Here is a 20,147-nt window from a genome sequence, read left to right on the forward strand (position 1 = left end):
GGGCGAGAGGGAGGCCGGACGCGATCGATGCGAACGGACGCGCGGAGCGCCGGACTGGGGGTTGCGGGCGTCGGGCGCGCCGGAAGCGAGGCCGAGGCGAGAGGCGGACGCCTCCCGGAGGTGGTGGAAGCGGGGCAGGGCGCGTCGCGAGCGGTCGAAGCGGGGCAGGGCGCGTCGCGAGCGGTCGAAGCGGGGCAGAGCGTGTCGCGAGCGGTCGAAGCGGGACAGGGCGCGTCGCGAGCGGGACACGGGCGGCGGGGCCGTGTGTGGGGAGGTGGGTCAGTCGGTGCGGCAGAGGGACAGGACGGCCTCGCCGTAGCGGTCGAGTTTGACCTTGCCGACGCCCGCAATCGACAGCAGCTCCTGCTCGGACGCCGGCGCACGTTCAGCGATGGCCTGGAGGGTCACGTCCGTGAAGATGACGTACGGCGGGACCTTGGACTCCTTGGCCGTGGCCGTGCGCCAGGCCTTCAGTCGCTCCAGGAGGGCCTCGTCATAGTCCGCCGGGCACGTCGAGCAGCGGCCCAGTTTCTGCTCGGCGGCCGCCACCAGGGTCTTGGCGCACACCCGGCAGCTCACCGGGGCAGCCACCGGGCGGCGCTCGCGGGGCGACGGCGAGAGGCGGGGCGGGGACGAGGTGCGGCCGGTGAAGCCGTCGAGGAAGCGGGATGGGCGGCGGGTCTTGCGGGCGCCCGGGGCGCGGGCTCCGGCCCAGGAGAGGGACAGGTGCTCCCTGGCGCGGGTGATGCCGACGTAGAGGAGGCGGCGCTCCTCCTCGATCTGCTCCGGAGTCTCGGCGTAGATGATGGGGAGCATGCCGTCCGTCAGGCCGACGAGGAAGACGGCGTCCCATTCCAGGCCCTTTGCGGCGTGAAGAGAGGCCAGGGTGACGCCCTCCACGGGCGGGGCGTGCTGTTCGGCGGCCCGGCGTTCCAGCTCGGCCACATACGTGGGCAGGTCGGCGCCCTCGGCGGCCATGTCCTCCGCCAGGTCCGCCAGGGCCTTCAAGGACTCCCATCGCTCCCTGGCCTTGCCGCCGCCCGGAGGGGAAGGCGTCAGGCCCACGCCGCTGAGGATGTGGTGGACCTCCGAGGCCAGCGGCTCCCCGGCGGAGGAGCGGGCGGCGCCGCGCAGGAGCACGACCGCCTGGCGTACCTCGGGGCGGTCGAAGAAGCGCTCGGCGCCGCGCAGCACGTACGGGATCTCGGCCTTGGACAGCGCCTCCTCGTACGACTCCGACTGCGAGTTGATCCGGAACAGGATCGCGATCTCCCGCGAGGGCACGCCCTTGTCCAGGAGCTTCCTGATCGCGCGGGCCACCCCCGCGGCCTCGGCGGGCTCGTCGTCGTAGTCGGCGAACGACGGCTTGGGGCCGTCGGGGCGCTGCGCCACCAGGTCGAGCCGGTGCGGCGACCTCGCGACCATCCGGTTGGCGAGGTCCACCACCTGCGGGGTCGAGCGGTAGTCGCGGACCAGCTTGATGACGGTGGCGTTCGGGTGTTCCACGGCGAAGCCCGTCAGGTAGCGCGGGGTGGCGCCGGTGAAGGAGTAGATCGTCTGGTTGGGGTCGCCGACCACGCAGAGGTCGTCGCGGCCCCCGAGCCAGGTGTCGAGCAGGAGCTTCTGCAGCGGGTTGACGTCCTGGTACTCGTCCACGACGAAATAGCGGTACTGCTGGCGGATCTGGGCCGCGACCTCCTGGTGCTCGGTCATCACGGCCGCGGTCAGCTCGAGGATGGTCTCGAAGTCGACCAGGTGGCGCTGGCGCCTGATCTGCTCGTACGCCTCATAGAGCCGGGCCACCTCCTCCGGGGGGACCGGCGGCGTGCGGTGGTATTTCGCGGCGGCGGCCGCGTAATCCTCTGGGCCGATCTGGGTGACCTTGGCCCACTCGACCTCGGCCGCGATGTCCCGCAACTCGGACCGATCCGGATTTTTCCGGATCTGGCGGCAGGCCTCCGCCAGCACCGGGAGCTTGGACTCGATCACCGAGGGCGCCTCGCCGCCGATGACCCGCGGCCAGAAGTACGTGAGCTGCCGCAGGGCCGCCGCGTGGAACGTGCGGGCCTGCACGCCGGGCGCCCCCAGCGCGCGCAGGCGCTGGCGCAGCTCCCCCGCCGCACGAGTGGTGAACGTCACAGCGAGCACGCTCTGCGCGTCGACCACCCCGCTGTGCACCGCGTACGCGATGCGATGGGTGATCGCCCTGGTCTTGCCCGTACCCGCGCCGGCCAGCACACACACCGGCCCGCGTACGGCCTCGGCCACCGCGCGCTGCTCGGGATCGAGGCCCGCCAGGACGTCATCCATGTTGTTCACCCGTACATACTCCCAGGTGTAGCGGAAAGACTCTTTATTCTGGCAACATGCGGGCCGACGTATGTTCATCGTGGTCCCAACGCAAAGAACTGGTCTCTTCCCCCACAATGGGGCCGACCGTCTGTATGGGGGAAAGGAAAGCCGTGCGAACTGCGGTTTCCGCGAGCGTGCTCGCGCTCGCCGCCGTCGTGCTCACGCCGGTCGCCGCCAGCGCGAACAAAGAGCCGACGCCCGCCCCCAACTCCGTCATTGACCAGGAGGGTCTCGGCGGCTTCGCCAACGAGACCATCTCGTACGGCTCACACGTACGTCAGAGCATGGACGTCTGGTGGACCGCCGACGGCCAGCAGCGCCCGGGCGTCTTCCTGATCCACGGCGGCTGGTGGTCGGGTGGCGACAAGCGCTACATGAAGGAGATCGTCCGCCAGTACGCCGAGCTCGGCTACACGGTCTTCAACCTCAACTACCGGCTCTCCGGCGACGCCGCCTGGCCCGCGCAGCGCACGGACGCGCTGGCCGCGATAGCGATGGCCCGCAGGCACGCCGACCGGTGGGCGTTCGACCCGGGCAACTACGTGGTGGTCGGCTTCTCCGCCGGGGGTCACATCGCGGCGGCGGTGGGCACCTACGGCGACGGCGTTCACGGGCTCAAGGGCGTCGTGGGCCTGTCGCCGATCATCTCGCCCCTGCGCGCCTACTCCGACGGCGAGAAGGCCAGCGACCCCAACAAGCGCAAGCTCCGTACGGCCGCCATCCGCCTGGCCGGAGGCTGCCAGCCCAAGGGCAAGTGCTCGCGGGTCTGGGCCAGCATGGAGGTGGCCTGGCACGCCAGCCGCAAGGACGCGCCGATGCTGACCGTGCACTCGGACGGCGAGTTCGTGCCGCCGGTGCAGAGCCAGCTGCTCAGGACGATGCTGGGTCAGGTGGGCGTGCCCGTGACGGTCATCACCCAGCCGGGCGTCAACCACAGCAACCCTCTCTACCGCGAGCCGGGCGTGGCCGAGCGCGTGCAGGCCTGGATCGCCGAGCGCCTCGGCGGGTGAACCCCCGGGGGGATTAACCCGGCGCGTGCCGTTGTTGCAAGGAGCGCCTGAATTCCTGACCTCGGAGGGATCTCCCAACATGGCGCTCACGGTCTACAGCACCACCTGGTGCGGCCCCTGCAAGCGGCTCAAGTCCCAGCTCACCCGCGAGGGCATCAGCTTCCGAGAGATCGACATCGAGCGCGACCCGTCGGCTGCCGAGTTCGTGATGAGCGTCAACAACGGCAACCAGACGGTGCCGACCGTGGTGATCGAGACCCCCAACGGCCGCGTCGTGCGGACGAACCCCTCCGCCCTCGAGGTCAAGGCCCTGCTCGGAGCCGCCTGATCACCAGTCGCCGGTCAGCTCGCCGCCGTACCAGGTCTCGATCAGGCGGCGGGCTATCGACACCGGCGGCGGCAGGCGCAGCTCGCCGGACTCCAGCGCCCGCGCCAGCTCCTCGCGGGAGTACCAGCGGGCCTCGGCGATCTCCTCCGCGTCGGGCGTGAGCTCGGTCGAGGTGGCCTCGGCGAAGAAGCCGAGCATGAGGCTGCGCGGGAACGGCCAGGGCTGGCTGCCGAGATAGCGCGGGTTGGCGACGGTGATGCCGACCTCTTCGGCGACCTCGCGCGCGACGGCGTGCTCCAGCGACTCCCCCGGCTCCACGAACCCCGCCAGGATCGACAACCGCCCTTCCGGCCACTGAGGGCCGCGGGCGAGCAGGCAGCGGTCGTCCTCGTCGCGTACCAGCATGATCACCGCGGGGTCGACGCGGGGGAAGTGCTGGCTGGCGTCCTGCGGGCAGATCCGGATGTGGCCGCCGGCCTGGACGTCGGTGCGGGTGCCGCAGCGCGGGCAGTATTCGTGGGTCGTGTGCCAGGCCTCCAGCGCCACGGCGTAGACCAGCAGGCCCGCGTCGCGGTCGCCGAGCAGCCCGCCCACCTGGCGCAGCCCGGCGGCCACCGGCTTGCCCTCCGGCGTGTCGCCCAGGCTCATCGGCATCGTCACGCGGCCGTTGACGTCGCCCGCGGGGATGCCGGGCAGCGCCGCGGCCACCGCGAAGTACGCGACTCCGTCCTCCAGCCCGAGCAGGAAGCGCTGTCCTGGCGGCGCGTCGCCGGGCGTGAACAGCACCGCTTGCACCTCATCACCCGTCCGCCGCACCAGCGTGTGACCGTTGTCGATCACCAGCACCCGGGTGGACGGATCGGACCACGCCCGCTCCAGCCATCGCTCGTTGGCACGCAGCGCCGACGATCTGTCGATCGTGCCGCGCGCCAGAAGCAGGGGTCCGATGAGTTGCTCTTCCGCGGTCGTCTCCACAGGCCGCCCCTTCCCAAATCCCCTGTCATCCTATGACCTCGCAGTTAGCCGCCGATTAAGGTATCCGGGCCCCTGAGCGATCTCTCTGCGGCTAAGATCGATGAGTTAGGTTAGCCTTACCTGATAATCCGGGGGTGCCTTCGCGTTGCGGCTCTATCTGACCGCGCTCAAACCAACAGATTCCGTGACGGATGGCTTCTTGCCCGCGGCTCAGGCGCTGGGTTGCGAGGTGACGACCCTGACGGATCGGCCGGAGCGCCATCCGCACGCGTTGGCGTGCGACGTTCGCGACCCGCGGGCCGTGATCGACGCCGTCGAACACCTCGGCAGGCCGGACGCGATCTTCACCAACTCCGACCACCTGCAGGCGGAGACCGCGCTCGCGGCCGCCTATTTCGGGCTGCCCGGCAAGGACTGGCGGGCGTGCGTGGCCGCCAAGAACAAGTTCCTGATGCGTCGCAGGCTCCTCGAGTCCGGGATCGAGCACGTGTGGTCGACGCGGCTCGCCCCCGGCGACCCGGTGCCCGAGAGCCCGCCCTATCCGGTCGTGCTGAAGCCGCGCGAGGGCGTGGCCAGCGAGGACGTCATGCTCGTCGAACGCGACCTGGCCGGGGCGGTGGCCGCGCTCAGGAAGCGGCGACCCGGCGAGGCACTGGTCGTCGAGGAGTACCTCCAAGGGCCGCTGCGGACGCTGGAGACGCTGGGGGACTCCGCCGGGGTGCGGGTGCTCGGAGGGTTCGAGACGGCCCTGGGGGCGCTGCCGTACTTCATCGAGGAGCGGCTCGACTGGGCGCCGCGGGACACCTCACACGAGCACGTGCTCGGCGCGTTGCGGGCGCTCGGGGTCGGGTTCGGGGCCTGTCACACCGAGTACGTGGTCACCCCCAGGGGACCTCGGATCGTCGAGGTGAACTACCGGGCGATCGGTGACCATTGTGACTTCCTGCTCGGTGATGTGCTCGGCGTGCCGCTGTTCGAGTGGATCCTGCGGGTGCACCTCGGCGAGCCCGTGCCCGACATTCCGGAAATCTCCGCATACGGGAGCGCGGTGAGCCTGGTCGCGGACCGGTCGGGGACCGTCAAGGACGCTCCCGGGACCGAGGCACTGGTCGACGGGGACGTCCGGCTGTGGCACCGGCCTCTGCGGCGGGTCGGGGACGTCGTCTCCCTCACGCACACGAACCGGGACTACCTCGGCGTGGTACGGGCCGTCGGCCCTTCCCGGGAGGTCGTGGACTCGGCGATCGAGGCCTACCGGGCCGCGCGGCCGTGGGTGATCGAATGAGCGGTCGGGAGGCCTACCTGGCCGCCCGGGTGCTGAACACGCTGCTGCGCGAGGACTACGGCGGGCTGTCCTCCCGGATCAGCCGGACCAAGGACGGCGCGGGGCTGCTGCTGGCGGACGGGCGGTGGGTACGGCTGGCCCCCGGGGTGCTGTTCCAGGACTTCGTGGTCGCGGAAGGCGAGCGGCTGGGGCTGGAGCAGGTGCTGGAGACGCTGGCGGAGGTCGCGGACCCGGCCGACTCCGAGGGGGTCGCGGCCTTCTTCGAGGAGTGCCTGGCGGCGCTGGCCGCCCTGGAGCTGCACGACGCGCACGCCGCCGAGGTGCTCGGGCGCAAGCCCTCTTATGAGGTGCTCGCCGCGTTCGTGGATCATCCCGTCTATCCGACCTCCCGGGCTCGTGTGGGATTGTCCGAGGCCGAGCTGCTGGCCTACGCGCCGGAGTTCGCGCCCTCGTTCGAGCTGCGCTGGACCGCGGTGCCCGGCTCCGCCACGCGCCTTCCCGCCGACGTGGCGCCCTGGGAGAGCGACGAGGTGCTGTTCCCGGTGCATCCGCTGACCGTCGGCGAGGTGCGGAAGATCGACGGGGTACGGGTCCTCGAGGAGGCCAGGGTGAGCGTGCGGCCCACCCTGTCGATGCGGACCGTCGAGATCGACCCCCGCACCCATCTCAAGCTCCCCCTGCCGATCAGCACCCTGGGCATGCGGAACCGGCGCTCGATCAAGCCAGGCACGTTGGACGACGGCGCGAAGGCCGAGCTGCTGCTGCGGGAGCTGGCCGACCCGGACGTGCTGCTGGCCGACGAGCAGGTCCATGCGCACTCCGGCCACGAGTACCTCGCCTGGATGGTCAGGCGGCTGCCCGAGGGCGAGATCGTGCCGGTGGCCGCGCTGGCGGCGCCAGGAGTGCTCGCCGAGTTGGGCGACGTCGTCCCCGCCTACCTGCGGATGCTGCTGCGGTGGAACGTGCGGCTCTTCGTGCGGTACGGCGTCGCGCTCGAAGCCCATCAGCAGAATCTCGCTTTGGTCTTCCAGGGCGACCGGATGCGGCTGCTGGTCAAGGACAACGACGGGCTGCTGGCCTCGCCCGCGAGGTTGCGTGCCGCCGGGCTCGCGGTGCCGGAGTTCGCCGACGAGCGGATGTTGAACGACGATCCGCACGCGCTGGCCGACGTGTTCGTGACCATCACGCTGCACCTCGCCGCCGCAGCCGTGGCGTTCGCGGCGATGCCGCACGACCGGGCGGGCGCGCTGCTGCGCGACACCCTGGCCGAGGCGCTCGACGAGTACGGCGACGACCCCATGGCCAAGATCCTGCGCGCCAGGACCCTGGACGCCGTCAGGCTCACGGGCAAATCCATGATCACCGCTGGGACGCTCGTGGCGAAGGAACGTTCCGGCGCACGCGACATCAACAAGTTCTACGGCACCAGCGGGCCCAACTACCTGAGGAGAGCTTGATGCAAGGACTGGCCATCGACGCGCCCTCCGCCCTGGCCGAGGAGGCGACGCTGGCGGCCCTGCTGCGCTGCTGCGTGCGGGAGGTGGCCGGGCCGCGCGGCCTGGTGTGGCCTGCCCCGCCGTACCTGCTGCTGCGGGTGGCCGGCACGCTGCTGCGGGCCCGTACGTACGGAGGCGCCGCACTGCGCTTCGACGGCCGGCCGGAACGCCTGGAAGGCGGCGCCTGGCAGCCGTTGACCACCGACGAGCTGGTGCGTCTGGCCGAGTCCGACCTCCACGGGGAGAACGGCGAGTTCGGCGGGCAGGTGGCGGCCAGCAGGGAGGCCGTGGCGGCGATCCTGCGGGCCAGGCAGGAGGCCGTGCCGCCCGCCGATCCGTGGCTGGCCTCGGAGCAGGCGCTGGTGTACGGGCATCCGTTCCATCCCAGCCCCAAGGCGCGCGGCGGGGACGGCTGGCTGCGGTACGCGCCCGAGGCGCACGCCCAGTTCCCGGTCAGGCTGCTCGGCGTGCGGGAGGACGTGCTCGCGGAGGGCGGCGACGTGTCGGTGCTGGACGCCATGGGTGCGGCGCCGGCCGGGTACCGGCTGCTCCCTGCGCATCCGTGGCAGCTGGAGCTGCTGCGGCCGGCGTTCGGGGCCGAGCTGGTCGACCTGGGTCCTGGGCCGGCTGTCATGCCGACCTCGTCCGTCCGGACCGTGTACGCCCCCGGGCCGGAGGCCTGCCTGAAGTTCTCCCTGGACGTCCGGATCACGAACTGCGTGCGGAAGAACGCCTGGTACGAGCTGGCCGGAGCCGTGGAGCTCACATCCCGGCTGGCACCGATTTTCGAGGAAATATCCGGCAAGCACCCCGCCACCCGCTGGCTGCCCGAGCCCGGCTACCGCTCGGTCGCCCTCGGCACCCGGCTCCACGAGGGCCTGGGCGTGATCGTCAGGCAGAGCCCCTGGGCGGCCTGCGACCCCGGCGTGACTCCTGTGCTGGCCGCCGCGCTCGCCCTCGACGCATCGGCGAAGGACCCGCTCGCCTGGTGGCACGCGTACGTGACGGCGGTGGCCCTGCCCGTCCTGGAGCTGTACTTCACCTACGGCGTCGTGCTCGAGCCCCATCTCCAGAACGTCCTGGTCGGCCTGGACGCGGACGGCCTGCCCGTACAGGCCGTCTTCCGCGACCTGGAGGGCACCAAGCTGGTCGCGGGCCGCCACGACCTCACCGGTCTGCGCCCCGAGGTGGCCCGGGCGCTCACCTACGACGCCGAGCGCGGCTGGGCCCGGGTGGTCTACTGCCTGCTCGTCAACCACCTGACCGAGATCGCCGCCACGCTGGCGGGGCCGGATGACGGGCTGCTGCGCGAGCTGTGGCGGGCCGCCCGCGACCTGCTCGTTCACCAGGCCGATGAGCTCGGCTGGCCGCTGCCCCTGTCGGACCTGCTTGCCGGGGCGCCGCTGCCCGCCAAGGCGAACCTGGGCGTCCGCTGGGCCAGGGCCGCCGACCGCGCCGCCGATTACGTCCCGATCGCGAACCCGCTCGCATGATCTCCGACCGCGTCCAGAACGCCGCTCTGAGCCTGCCGGATGTTCCCGCCTACCTCTATGACCTGCCGGCGCTGGACGAGCACGTCGCGTCCATACGGCGGGCGCTGGGGGGCATCGAGCTGTACTACGCCGTCAAGGCCAATCCGGACGCCGAGCTGCTGCGCGTGCTGGCGGGCCACGTGGACGGCTTCGAGGTGTCGTCGGCGGGCGAGCACGCGCATGTCGCGGCCCTGTGCCCGGGCAAGAAACTGGCGCTCGGCGGCCCCGGCAAGACCGACGCCGAGCTGCGCCTGCCGCACCACCGCATCCACGTCGAGTCCCCGAACGAGCTGCGCCGCCTCCTCGGCACCGGTCTGGAGGCCGACGTGCTGCTCAGGCTCAACCCCGACCTTCCCGTCGAGGGCGCCGCGCTCACGATGAGCGGGCCGTTCGGCATGGACGAGCAGGGCGTGGCCGAGTGCCTGCCGCTGTTCGGCGATCGGGTACGGCTGCGCGGCCTGCACACCCACCTGGCCAGCGGCCTGGCCGCGCCCCAGCTCCTGGCCCTGGCCGGGGCCCTGCTGGACAACGGGCACGAGGAGGTCAACCTGGGCGGCGGCATGGGGGTCTCCTACGCCGCGCCGGAGTCGCGCTTCGACTGGGCGGGCTACGGGCGCGGCCTGGCGGCGCTCGGCGGGGGCAGGACGCTGCGGATCGAGCCCGGCAGGGCGCTGACCGTGTACTGCGGCTACTACGTGACCAGGGTCGTGGACGTGAAGCGGGTGCGCGGCGAGGCGTACGCGATCCTGCTGGGCGGCACGCACCACCTCCGCACCCCGGCGACCAAGGGCCACGACCAGCCGTTCACGATCCTGCCGACGGGCGAGGGGCCGGGCGTTGCGGACGAGCCGATCACCTTCGTCGGCCAGCTATGCACCCCAAAAGACGTTTTTTCCCGAAAAATCATGACCTCTGCGCACATCGGAGACACGGTGGTGTTCGAGATGGCCGGCGCCTACGCCTGGAACATCTCTCACCACGACTTCCTCATGCATCCGAAGCCGGCGTTCCACTATCTAAGAGGCTGACCCTCTCGATGAGGGCGACCAGGCCGTCGGCGTCGAGCAGGTTGACGGGCCGTACGGTGCGGTTCGCGCGTACGTAGTGGAAGGCCGCACGCACCTTCTCCAGCGGCACGTCCGCCAGGTGCGACCAGGCCAGCCGGTACGCGGCGAGCTGCACCGACGCCACCTTGGCGGCCTTCCCCTTGGGCGGCTGGCCGGTCTTCCAGTCGACGACCTCGTAACCGCCGCCGGGCAGCTCGAAGACCGCGTCCATCCGCCCGCGCACCAGCCGGTCGGCGATCATGGTCTCGAACGGCACCTCCAGATCGACCGGCCGCCGATCGGCCCACTCGCTCGCCTCGAACCGCTCCTGCAGCTCGGCCAGGCGCACATCGGCCTCTTCGAGCTCCTCGTCGTACAGCTCCAGGTCGTCGATCAGCCGCTGCTGGTCCCACCGCGTCTCCAGCCACTTGTGGAACGACGTGCCCCGGCGCGCCAGCGGCGCGGGCTTGACCGGCACGGGGCGGCGGATCCTGCGGGCCAGCTCGCCCGGGTCGCCGGCCAGCGTGACCAGTGACGACACGGTCAGCTTCGCGGGCAGCTCGACCGTCGTGGCCGGCCTGCGGTGATACAGCTCGCGCTCGCGCAGCAGCAGCTCGGTGTCGCGCTCCCAGGCCCGCAGGCGCTCCTCCTCGAACGCCCGCAGCGGCTCGTCCTCCTCGTCCGCGAGGGCGCCCGCCAGCGCGTCCTCGACCAGTCTGGCGCCGTCCAGCACGGACTCGTAGCGCAGGCCCTCGGGCGTGACCGGCCAGGTGGCCTCGGCGGGCTCGGCGAGCAGCGGGTTGGTGGCGCCGTCCGCCGGCTCCTCGGCCCAGAACGAGACGCGGTCGGCGGTGTCGCGGATCTCCAGCAGGAAGTCGGACGGCTCCAGGGGCTTGGTGGCGCTGCCCCAGCGGTAGCCGGAGGCGATCAGGTGGTAGTGGGCGCGGGTGACGGCCACGTACGCCAGCCTGCGCTCCTCCATCAGGTCGCGCTCGCGGCAGTGCTCGTCGAACGCGGCCAGCTCCTCCTTGCTCAGCCCGGCCAGCCTGGGCAGGTCGGCGGCGTCGCCGCGCAGGGTGTAGGGCAGCTTGCGCGGGTTTTCCGTCCAGCGGCTGTTCATGACCGGTGTGGCGGGGAAGATGCTGCCCGTCGCGATCGTCCCCTTCGAGCTGACGAGCCGCGACAGGCCCGGCACGACCACGACCGGCCACTCCAGGCCCTTGGAGGCGTGCACGGTCATGAGCTTGACGCTGTTGCTCTCGCCGACCCGGCCCGCCTCCAGCCCGAACTCCTCGCTCTCCGCCGCCTGCAGGTAGGCCAGGAACGCCCCGAGCGTCGGATCCTCGGCGTCACCCGCGAACCTGGACGCCGCGTCGATGAACGCGTCCAGATCGGCCCGCGCCGCGAACGCGCTCGCCGTGCCGCTGCGCGCGGCCACCTCGACGTCGAGCCCGAGCGTGCGCTCGACCTCGGTGATCAGGTCAGGGAGCGGCTGCGCGGTGTGCGCCCTGAGCCGGCGCAGCTCGTGGGCGAGCGCGACGAGCCTGGTGCGGGCCAGCGGCGAGAGCGGCTCCAGCCACTCCTCCCTGTCGGGCAGCTCGTCCAGCGCGTCCACCAGGCTGCCGCGCTCCTCGGCCAGATCGGCCACCACCTGGTCGAGCGGGTCCTCCTCGCGGCCGCTGTCGCTCAGCTCGCGGGCCAGCTGCCTGGCGTGCTCCCCCAGCACCCGCAGGTCGGCGGGGCCGATGCGCCAGCGCGGCCCGGCCAGGAGCCTGGCCAGCGCGTCACCGGCCGTCGGGTCGTACAGGACGCGCAGGGTGGCCACGATGTCGGTCACCTCGGGCACGGTCAGCAGGCCGCCGAGCCCGACCACCTCGACCGGGATGTCGCGTTCTTCGAGCGCCCTGCGCAGCGCGGGGAACTGCGACCGCTTGCGCGCGAGGATCGCCACGTCCTGGGGTTGTATGGCGAGCGTCTTCTTGCGCTCCTTCTCGCCCCAGGGCATGCCGTCGGGGGCGACCTCCTGGCCGAGGATCTTGCCGATGCCGTCGGCGATCCACTTCGCCTCGTCCTCGGCGGTCTCGTGGAAGGCGCACGTGACGCGGCCGCGCTCGACCCGGTTGGGGCCGGGGACCAGGACCGGCACCTCGCGGGCCTCCATGCGCAGCGGGAGCTGGACGCGGGCGGCGACGTCGAGCACGCGGTCGCCGTTGCGGAAGCTGACGCTGAGCTGGCGGACCTCGGCGGCGTCGCCGGTGCTGGTGCGGAAGTCGCGCGGGAAGCGGCGCAGGTTGCCCGCGGAGGCGCCGCGCCAGCCGTAGATCGACTGGCAGGGGTCGCCCACGGCGGTGACCGGGTGGCCGCCGCCGTACAGGGAGCGGAGCAGGACGAGCTGGGCGTGGCTGGTGTCCTGGTATTCGTCGAGCAGGACCACCGAGTAGCGGGCGCGCTCGATCTCGCCGACCTCCTTGTGGTTGGCGGCGATCCTGGCGGCCAGCGACATCTGGTCGCCGTAGTCGATGACCTCCCGGCCGCGCTTGAGCCGTTCGTACGCCTCCACCAGCGGCAGCAGCTGCTCCCTGGCGGCCTGGACGCTGAGCGGCTTGCGCTGGGCCACGGTCGTCCTGCCCGGCAGCGCGTCGTGCCTGCCCTGCAGCCACTCGCCCACCCGCCGCACGTCGCCGGCCGATCGCAGGTGCTCCGACAACTCGCCGGCGAGCTCAAGCACGGCGGCCGTGACCGACGGCGGGCCCAGCTCGATGCGGTCCATCGGCCCGTCGTACATCGCCACCACCCGCGAGGCGAGCTGCCACGACACGGCGGGCGTGACCAGGCGCATGGTCGGCTCGAGACCTTCGCGCAGCGCGTGGTCGGTGACCAGCCGGGCGGCGTAGGCGTGGTAGGTGGACACGGTCGGCTCGTTGTCGAGCGCGCCCGGCTCCACCAGACCCGCCTCGGCCAGGCCGTTCAGCCGCTCCCTGACCCTGGTGGCCAGCTCGGCGGCGGCCTTGCGGGTGAAGGTCAGGCCCAGCACGTTCTCCGGCTTGACGAGGCCGTTGGCGACGAGCCAGACCACGCGCCCGGCCATGGTCTCGCTCTTGCCCGAGCCGGCGCCGGCCATGACGACCATCGGCTCCAGCGGGGACTCGATGACCGCGGCCTGCTCGCGGGTGGGCGGCAGGATGCCGAGCTTGTCGGCGAGTTCGGCGGGGGTCAGCACACCTGGCCCCCGTTGTCGTTGACCGGGCAGCTGGCCCTGGCCGCACATGTGCGGCAGCCGTCGTTGACCTTGGCCTGGAAGAACGGGCCCGACATGCCGATCGCCACCGTGTCCACCAGGTCCTTGGCCCAGCCGGGGTCCTTGTCCTCCGACAGCGGCGGCTGCTGCTGCTCAAGCGCCTCGTTCTTGCCCGCCGCCTTACCGACCTGGACCAGCGCGGCGCCGCCCGGCTCGGTCATGCCGTGCCGCGCGAACGCGCCCAGCAGCGCGGCGAGCTGGTAGACCCCGAGCTGGGGATGGCGGTCGAGGTCACCGGCCTTGGGCTTGGAGCCGCCGGTCTTGAGGTCGATGATCACGGCGCGGTTGTCGGAGTCGCGCTCGACCCGGTCGACGCGGCCCTTGATCTGGACGCCCTCCGACACCATCGCCGTGAACGCCTCCTCCAGGGCCACCAGCTCGCGCGGATTTTCCTTGTGCCAGCGCAGGAACTTGCCGATCATCTGCTCGGCGACCTGGCGCTGCTTGCGGTTGTACCAGGCGCCGCCGAAGTCGAGGTCGTTCCAGATCTGGTCGAGGCGGTCGCCCAGGAGGTCCTCGCTGGGCAGGTCGGTGGAGGCCAGGACGGCCAGCGCGTGGATGATGTTGCCCAGGCCCTGTGCGGTGCTGGTGCCCGCGGCTCCGACGGCCGTCTCGAGGAGCCAGCGCAGGCCGCATTTGGTGAAGCTCTCGACCGCCGAGGGCGAGATGCTGACGACGTCGCCGGGCCAGCTCAGGGGGCGGTCGTCGGAGATGGGCGTGAGGGCGTACCAGTCGTTGGGGTGGGCGCCCTGGACGCCCGCGGCGGCGAGGCGGGCGAGCTGCTTGGCGGCATTTTGGCGGATTTTTCGGGGCTTGGTGGGGTCGGTCACCGCGCTGCGGAGGTCGGCCACCAGCGCGGACATGTTCAGCCAGCGGGCCCGGTCGTCGACCGTGGCCGACTCCACCGCGCCCGGCATCAGCTCCGACAGGAACCTGGACGGCCGCTCGTCAGTGTCCTCGCCGCCCACCGCGGTCACCACCAGCCTGCGCCTGGCCCTGGTGACGGCCACATAGAACAGCCTGCGCTCCTCGGCCAGCAGCTTGGAGACCAGCGAGGCGGCGTTCGGCTGGGTGCCCTCGACCACCTCGACGAGGTCCTCCACGCCGAGCAGCGACCCGCGCAAGCGCAGGTCGGGCCAGACGCCCTCCTGCACGCCCGCGACGACCACGACGTCCCATTCGAGGCCCTTGGAGCGGTGGGCGGTCAGCACGCGCACGGCGTCGCCGTCAGGGGCGCGGTCGGCCAGGGTGTCGCCGGGGATCTCCTGGGCGGCCAGGTCGTCGATGAACACCTCGGGGCCCGCCTTGGGCATGCGGTCCACGAACCTGGCCGCGTGGTCGAACAGGGCCACCACGGCGTCGAGGTCGCGGTCGGCCTGCGCGCCCCTGGGGCCGCCCTGCAGGCTCTGCTCGCTCCAGCGCCCGGCCAGGCCGCTGGCGTGCCACACGGTCCACAGGAGGTCCTCGGCGGTGCCCTCCTGCTGTGCGGCCTCGCGGGCGGCGGCGAGCAGCTTGGCCACGCGTTCGGCGGGCAGGGCCACATGGGGCTCCACGCGGGTGAGCTCCCGGGCGTCCTGTACGGCCGCGACCAGCAGCTCGCCTGACGACCGCGTCCCCTCCGCCTCGTTCTCCGCGATCTTGAGTGCGCGGCGCAGGCGGCGTACGCCGATCATGTCCGTGGCCCCGAGCGGCCCCGTCAGCAGCTCCTCAGCCACGCCCTCGTCGAGCTGGGCGGGATCCAGGGCCACCCGCAGCATGGTGAGCAGCGGCCGCACGCCGGGCTCCTGCGCGATCGGCACCTCGTCGCCCGCGATCATCGTGGGCACGCCCGCGTTGACCAGTGCCCGCCGCAGCAGCGGAACCTGGCGCTTGGCCGAGCGCACCAGCACGGCCATCCGGTGCCACGGCACCCCGTCGATCAGGTGCGCGCGGCGCAGCGTGTCGGCCACGATCGCCGCCTCCTGGCTGGTGCTGTCGGCCAGCACCACTCGCGCGTCGCCGGGCTCGGACTCGGGCAGCGGCGCCAGGTCGCGGTGGTCGTGCTCGTGCCCGTACGCGTGGTCGGGCATCGGGGCGACGGGCAGGCGGGCAGCGACCCGGCGGGAGGCCTCGAGCAGGTCGGCCCCGCTCCTGCGGCACACCCGCAGCGCCAGCACCGGCGCGTCGCGGCCGTCGCGGGTCCTGAAGCGCTCGGGGAACTTCATGATGCCCTGCACGTCGGCGCCCCTGAAACCGTAGATCGACTGGTCGGGGTCGCCCACCGCGACCAGGTCGCGGCCGTCGCCCGCCAGCTGCGCCAGCAGCAGCTCTTGGGCCGGGTCGGTGTCCTGGTATTCGTCCACGAACACCACGTCGTGCGCCGCCCGCTCCCGCTCGCGCACCTCCGGTCTGGCCAGCAGCGCGGAGGCGGCGCCGATCAGCTCGGCGTAGTCGTACGTCTCCTCCGGGTCGAGGTCGAACCTGTCCTGGTAGCGCTCGGCGAACCTGCCCGCCGCCACCCAGTCGGTCCTGCCGTGCAGCCTGCCGAGCGCGACCAGCCGCTCGCCCTCGAGCCCGCGTTCGTTGGCCCTGGACAGGAAGTCGCGCAGCTCCTCAGCGAACCCGCGGGTCTTGAGCGCCTCGCGCAGCGACACCGGCCAGTCGAGCGCGCCGCTCTCCAGCTCGCCGTGGAGCAGCCGGCGGATCTCCAGCAGCTGCTCCGGCCCGGTCAGCAGGCGTGGCGGGGCCTTGCCCTCGAGCACCGACTCGCGGCGCAGCAGCGCGTACGCGTAGGAGTGGAAGGTGAGGGCCAGCGGGGTGCGGGTGGTGCGGCGCAGGCGGGCGGTGACCCGCTGGCGCAGCTCCTCGGCGGCCTTGCGGCTGAAGGTGAGGATGAGCACCCGCTCGGGGTCGAGACCGCGCCGGTCGATCCTGTCGACCACGCTCTCGACGATCGTGGTGGTCTTTCCGGTGCCCGGGCCCGCGAGAACGAGCAGCGGGCCGCTCTCGTGGGCGACCACGGCACGCTGGTGCTCGTCGAGCACAGGGGGCACAACAGGGCCACCGCTGCCACGCCGCACCAACCGCCAGGTCTGACCACTCACAGCACTAGATTCCACCAGACCACAGGGGTAGATCGTGCCGACTTGCCCGGTCTCCCCACACGATCCGCCTACCGTATCGGGGCGAATCTCCCCTTCCCGCGCGACACGCCGCCCTCTTGTTCGCCATCAGCTTGGCAGGTGATCACGCCCCCTCGCCTACGCAGCGTTGATCCTTGTAACGTAAGGTCAACATCTCGCCCTGGCGTGGAGGTTGATCGCATGCGGTGGCAGGTCCACTCCGAGAGGTCGCTGTACGCCGACCAGTGGCTGGACATTCGCCTCGCCGATGTGGAGCTGCCCGACGGACGCCGTCTCGGCCACCGGCTCGTCCGCACGGCGCCGGCCGCGGGAGCGGTCGTCACCGACGACCAGGACCAGGTGCTGCTGATCTGGCGGCACCGCTTCATCACCGACAGCTGGGGATGGGAGATCCCGCTCGGGCGGGTGGACGAGGGCGAGATGCCTCGGGATGCGGCGGCGCGCGAGGTCGAGGAGGAGACCGGCTGGCGTCCCGGGCCGCTGCGCCCGCTCCTGTCGATCCAGCCGGCGAACGGCCTCGCCGACAGCCTCCACCACGTCTACCACGCCGGCTCCGCCACCCACATCGGCCCGCCCGCGGACCCTTGGGAGGCCGATCGAGTGGAGTGGGTGCACGTCTCAGGCATCCGCAAGCTCATCGAAAACGGCGAGATCGTCTGCGCCACGACCATGTCGGCGCTCCTCTACCTCCTGGTGGAGCACCTCCCGCACACCGGCCTGCGCCGCGCCGAGGACCTCCCCCTGGAGACGGGCTACGACCCGGACCGCCGCTTCCTCCTGCCGGACCTCCCCGACCTCTTCTGACGTCACCTAGTGATCAGGAAAGAGGTGGTCGACGACGCGTGCGGTCGCCTTGCCATCGTCACGCGGGGCGAAGGTGGCGCGGAAGGACTCGTAGCGGTCGGCGTGGGCGGCGGCGACGGAGTCGATCGAGCGCAGTGCCTCGATCACCTCGGCCGACGTCGACAGCACCGGCCCTGGCGCCAGCTCGGCCAGGTCCAGGTAGAGGCCCCGCTTCGAGGAGTATTTCGCCAGGTCGTACCCGTAGAAGACGATCGGCCGCCCCGTGCACACGAAGTCGAACATCACCGACGAGTAGTCCGTCACCAGCACGTCGGCCACCAGCAACAAGTCCGCAATATCGGGATAAGTGGTGACGTCGTGGGCGATGTCGGGAACGGCGGGCATTGCCTGCATCGGGTGCGCCCGCACCAGGATCTCGTGATCGGCCCCCAGCGCCTCGCGCGCCTTGGCCAGGTCCAGCTTGACCATGGCGTTCTTGCGGTCGTAATCCCGCCATGTGGGCGCGTACAGGACGACCCGCTTGCCCTCCACGAGCCCCAGCCGCTCCCGGACGGCGGCAGCCAGCGCCTCCCGGTCGGGAGAGTGGAGCACGTCGTTGCGTGGCAGGCCGCTCTCCAGGATCTCGCCCTTGTAGCCGAAGGCCTTGCGCAGCACCGGCGTCGCCCACGGCGACTGCGACAGCAGCAGGTCCCAGCCGCGCACCTCCGCCGCCTGCCGGTGCCAGATCGGCGGCTTCGGGTCGCGGGCCATGTGGGCCTGGTCGTTGCCGATGTGCTTGGCCGGAGTGCCGTGCCACGTCTGCACCACCACCTGGTCCTCGCGGGCGCGGAACCAGACCGGCAGGAACGAGTTGGTCACGATGTGGCGGGACCTCGCGAGCGCGGCGTGGTGCTCGCGGCTGCCAGCGCGGATGACGGTCGCGCCGCCGGGCGGCACGAAGGCGCCGTCCTTGACGATCCAGATGTGTTCGCGGTCGTCGCCCCGCCGCAGCCGCTCCTCGTAGATCGCGCGGACGCTGTCGGCGTAGAGCCGCCCGTCGTTGACCACGTAGACGGTAGCGTCCGTCAGCGGCTCCGTGCGCTGCGCCGGGTAGAAGACGCGACGCAGCACGTGGGTGCCCGCCACGCCCCGCTCGTCGGCGGGCCGGGCCTCCTCGACCGTCACCACCGGCACGTCGAAACGGGTGGAGATCATCCGGTAGGTGCGCCCGTCGAACGTGCGCGGGTCCTCGTCGAGCCCCTGCAGGGCCGCGTGGTCCATGCGCAGCGGCACGATCTCGCCCGACGGGTGGCGGATCGACATGTTCCAGGTGCCGGAGGCCAGCGGCACGGACTCGCCGAAGCGGTCCATGGCCGACGGCTCGACGCGTACGGAGAACTCCTCGCCGGAGCGCTCCATCGGCAGCAGATAGGACAGCCCGGACCGGTGCCGCAGCGTCAGGTTGCGGGGCCCGGGAGCGTCGGGATAGTGACCGCGCAGGACGAGCACGGATCCGTCCCAGACCGCGGAGGTGATGACCGGGCGGATGCGGTGAGCCGAGACGACCACGCGGTCGCGGCGGTCACCGAGCACGGTGATCTCGCGGTCGCCCACCGGCGTGCGGGTCTCCACCAGGTCGGCGAGCATGACGGACGCCGCGGGGTCGCCCTTGGGCTCGACCCAGAGCCGCCGCCCGTCCTTCTCGTGCAGCAGCGCGGACACGGCGAGGCCCACCACGACCTGCGTGCCGTCGCCCGCGGGCGTGAAGTCGGCGGCGATGCGGTGGCCGCCGAGCCGGGCGTGACCCTTGGTCACCGTGCGCCCCGGCAGGGAGATCTTCAGCTCCAGGCGCTCGCCGTCGACGGACACGCCCGTCAGCTCGGCCCTGTTGGGCTGGAGCACGACCTGCAGCGCCCGGTCGGACGTCCACACCGGCCTGATCCACCAGCCCGGCTTGAGCTGCAGCCCCGCGGGACGCTCCGGCCGGCCGACGGAGGAGCCGCGCAGCAGGCCCGTGGCCCGCGCGCCCCGGCTCCAGAACACGATCTCGGCGCGCCACGTCGTGGCGTCGGGCACGGACGGCCGGTGGCGCATCCGCCGCCGCACGGCGGACACCACGGCGCGCACGGCGCCGCGCCAGCGCAGCGGCCACGGGCTCAGCTCGGCGCTGAATCCCGACCAGTCGTAGTTACAGCCGGGCTCGCGCGCGCCATGCGTGGCCTCGGGCGCGAGCACGCGCCGCGTGCGCATGCGGATGGGCGGCAACCAGCGTGGCCCGCGCAGCACCACGGTCGCCCGGTTGAACCTGCGGCTGCGGACGGAGAGCCCCGCCAGGTATGCGAACCCGGTCACGCGGAGCTTGCCGTCGACCCAGACGATGTCGTCGATGTGGGTCACCGGCACGAGGTCGGCCCGCCGCAGGCGGTAGAGGTCGGGCGGGAGCTCGTCACGGAAGGGCAGGTCGGCGTACCAGCTGAGGCCCTTGCGGATGCGCTTGGACGGCTCTGCCGCCGCGGTCACGACCTTGGTCAGCGTCTCGCCCTCGACGAGCTCCTCGTCGGGCCGGTGCTCGATCAGGTGGACGATGACGCGCCGCGCGACCGGCAGATCGCGCTTGACGCGCGCGTCGACGGCCGCCAGGTAGGGCCGGACGAGCTCGAGCATCTCACGCCGCCGCGCCGCGCCACGCTTGACCGCCAGGTCCATGCGCGCCCCGAGCGGGCCGCCAAGCACCTCGGCGTCGAACGCGGCGTCGCGACCGCCGGAACCGACCGCTCGCATGACCGCTTGGAGAGGCTCTCCACGATCGCAGAGATCCTGGACAGCCTTCAGGCGGTCGGCGAGCGAGTCGCCGCCCTGGCTCTGGGCTGTGACGCCGGTGGCCATAGGGAGGCACCGCCTTTCGGGCCGCCATCAGTGT

At 72.1% G+C, this 20,147-nt stretch carries 12 protein-coding genes; 7 read left to right on the plus strand and 5 right to left on the minus strand.

The window, feature by feature from the left end; all coding sequences use genetic code 11:
• Nucleotides 1–279 precede the first annotated feature (279 nt).
• A complete protein-coding gene (locus tag ACIBVN_RS39505; protein ID WP_397145491.1) occupies nt 280–2,310 on the minus strand; it encodes an ATP-dependent DNA helicase UvrD2 in 2,031 nt (676 codons plus the stop codon).
• A gap of 152 nt (nt 2,311–2,462) precedes the next feature.
• Between ACIBVN_RS39505 and ACIBVN_RS39510 the strand changes: the two genes are divergently transcribed.
• On the plus strand, nt 2,463–3,362 hold the full coding sequence (locus tag ACIBVN_RS39510) for an alpha/beta hydrolase (RefSeq protein ID WP_397145411.1): 900 nt from the start codon (nt 2,463–2,465) through the stop codon (nt 3,360–3,362).
• A gap of 79 nt (nt 3,363–3,441) precedes the next feature.
• On the plus strand, nt 3,442–3,690 hold the full coding sequence (locus tag ACIBVN_RS39515; RefSeq protein WP_397145412.1) for a mycoredoxin: 249 nt from the start codon (nt 3,442–3,444) through the stop codon (nt 3,688–3,690).
• Here the strand turns inward: ACIBVN_RS39515 and nudC are convergent, their stop codons facing one another.
• Entirely contained in the window at nt 3,691–4,665 is a 975-nt protein-coding gene (gene nudC, locus ACIBVN_RS39520) for an NAD(+) diphosphatase (RefSeq protein ID WP_397145413.1), read from the minus strand.
• Between the two features lie 229 nt (nt 4,666–4,894).
• On the opposite strand from nudC, the gene ACIBVN_RS39525 reads away from it, so the two are divergent.
• The 4 genes from ACIBVN_RS39525 to ACIBVN_RS39540 are packed head-to-tail and all read left to right on the plus strand — an operon-like array spanning nt 4,895 to nt 10,006.
• Nucleotides 4,895–5,950, plus strand: coding sequence for a siderophore biosynthesis protein (locus ACIBVN_RS39525; protein ID WP_397145414.1), 1,056 nt, complete (start codon nt 4,895–4,897; stop codon nt 5,948–5,950).
• Entirely contained in the window at nt 5,947–7,407 is a 1,461-nt protein-coding gene (locus ACIBVN_RS39530) for an IucA/IucC family protein (RefSeq protein WP_397145415.1), read from the plus strand. The genes ACIBVN_RS39525 and ACIBVN_RS39530 overlap by 4 nt, the downstream gene beginning before the upstream one ends.
• Nucleotides 7,407–8,939: an IucA/IucC family protein gene (locus tag ACIBVN_RS39535; protein ID WP_397145416.1), complete on the plus strand. Its 1,533-nt coding sequence runs from the start codon at nt 7,407–7,409 to the stop codon at nt 8,937–8,939. The genes ACIBVN_RS39530 and ACIBVN_RS39535 overlap by 1 nt, the downstream gene beginning before the upstream one ends.
• The gene (locus ACIBVN_RS39540) at nt 8,936–10,006 is read left to right on the plus strand and encodes a type III PLP-dependent enzyme (protein WP_397145417.1); all 1,071 of its coding nucleotides are present in this window, start codon (nt 8,936–8,938) and stop codon (nt 10,004–10,006) included. The genes ACIBVN_RS39535 and ACIBVN_RS39540 overlap by 4 nt, the downstream gene beginning before the upstream one ends.
• On the opposite strand, the gene ACIBVN_RS39545 is transcribed toward ACIBVN_RS39540, so the two are convergent.
• Together ACIBVN_RS39545 and ACIBVN_RS39550 are read right to left on the minus strand one after the other, a co-directional pair.
• Nucleotides 9,966–13,244 (minus strand): ATP-dependent helicase, encoded by a 3,279-nt coding sequence (locus ACIBVN_RS39545; RefSeq protein ID WP_397145418.1) that lies wholly within the window; start codon nt 13,242–13,244, stop codon nt 9,966–9,968. The two genes, ACIBVN_RS39540 and ACIBVN_RS39545, sit on opposite strands and share 41 nt — an antisense overlap.
• The gene (locus tag ACIBVN_RS39550) at nt 13,238–16,345 is read right to left on the minus strand and encodes an ATP-dependent helicase (protein ID WP_397145419.1); all 3,108 of its coding nucleotides are present in this window, start codon (nt 16,343–16,345) and stop codon (nt 13,238–13,240) included. Before ACIBVN_RS39550 ends, ACIBVN_RS39545 begins: the two co-directional genes overlap by 7 nt.
• A 279-nt stretch (nt 16,346–16,624) precedes the next feature.
• On the opposite strand from ACIBVN_RS39550, the gene ACIBVN_RS39555 reads away from it, so the two are divergent.
• On the plus strand, nt 16,625–17,248 hold the full coding sequence (locus ACIBVN_RS39555; protein WP_397145420.1) for an NUDIX hydrolase: 624 nt from the start codon (nt 16,625–16,627) through the stop codon (nt 17,246–17,248).
• Nucleotides 17,249–17,254: 6 nt separating this feature from the next.
• Here the strand turns inward: ACIBVN_RS39555 and ACIBVN_RS39560 are convergent, their stop codons facing one another.
• Nucleotides 17,255–20,008, minus strand: coding sequence for a CDP-glycerol glycerophosphotransferase family protein (locus ACIBVN_RS39560; RefSeq protein WP_397145421.1), 2,754 nt, complete (start codon nt 20,006–20,008; stop codon nt 17,255–17,257).
• Between the last annotated feature and the right edge of the window lie 139 nt (nt 20,009–20,147).

This window comes from Nonomuraea sp. NPDC049400, assembly GCF_044466425.1.
GTDB lineage: Bacteria > Actinomycetota > Actinomycetes > Streptosporangiales > Streptosporangiaceae > Nonomuraea.

What these genes read in the sequence shown, in the direction of transcription:
- ACIBVN_RS39505 (WP_397145491.1), bottom strand. Translation starts at nt 2,310, where the DNA reads ATGGATGACGTCCTGGCGGGCCTCGATCCCGAGCAGCGCGCGGTGGCC.
- ACIBVN_RS39515 (WP_397145412.1), top strand. Translation starts at nt 3,442, where the DNA reads ATGGCGCTCACGGTCTACAGCACCACCTGGTGCGGCCCCTGCAAGCGG.
- ACIBVN_RS39530 (WP_397145415.1), top strand. Translation starts at nt 5,947, where the DNA reads ATGAGCGGTCGGGAGGCCTACCTGGCCGCCCGGGTGCTGAACACGCTG.
- ACIBVN_RS39535 (WP_397145416.1), top strand. Translation starts at nt 7,407, where the DNA reads ATGCAAGGACTGGCCATCGACGCGCCCTCCGCCCTGGCCGAGGAGGCG.
- ACIBVN_RS39540 (WP_397145417.1), top strand. Translation starts at nt 8,936, where the DNA reads ATGATCTCCGACCGCGTCCAGAACGCCGCTCTGAGCCTGCCGGATGTT.
- ACIBVN_RS39555 (WP_397145420.1), top strand. Translation starts at nt 16,625, where the DNA reads ATGCGGTGGCAGGTCCACTCCGAGAGGTCGCTGTACGCCGACCAGTGG.
- ACIBVN_RS39560 (WP_397145421.1), bottom strand. Translation starts at nt 20,008, where the DNA reads ATGCGAGCGGTCGGTTCCGGCGGTCGCGACGCCGCGTTCGACGCCGAG.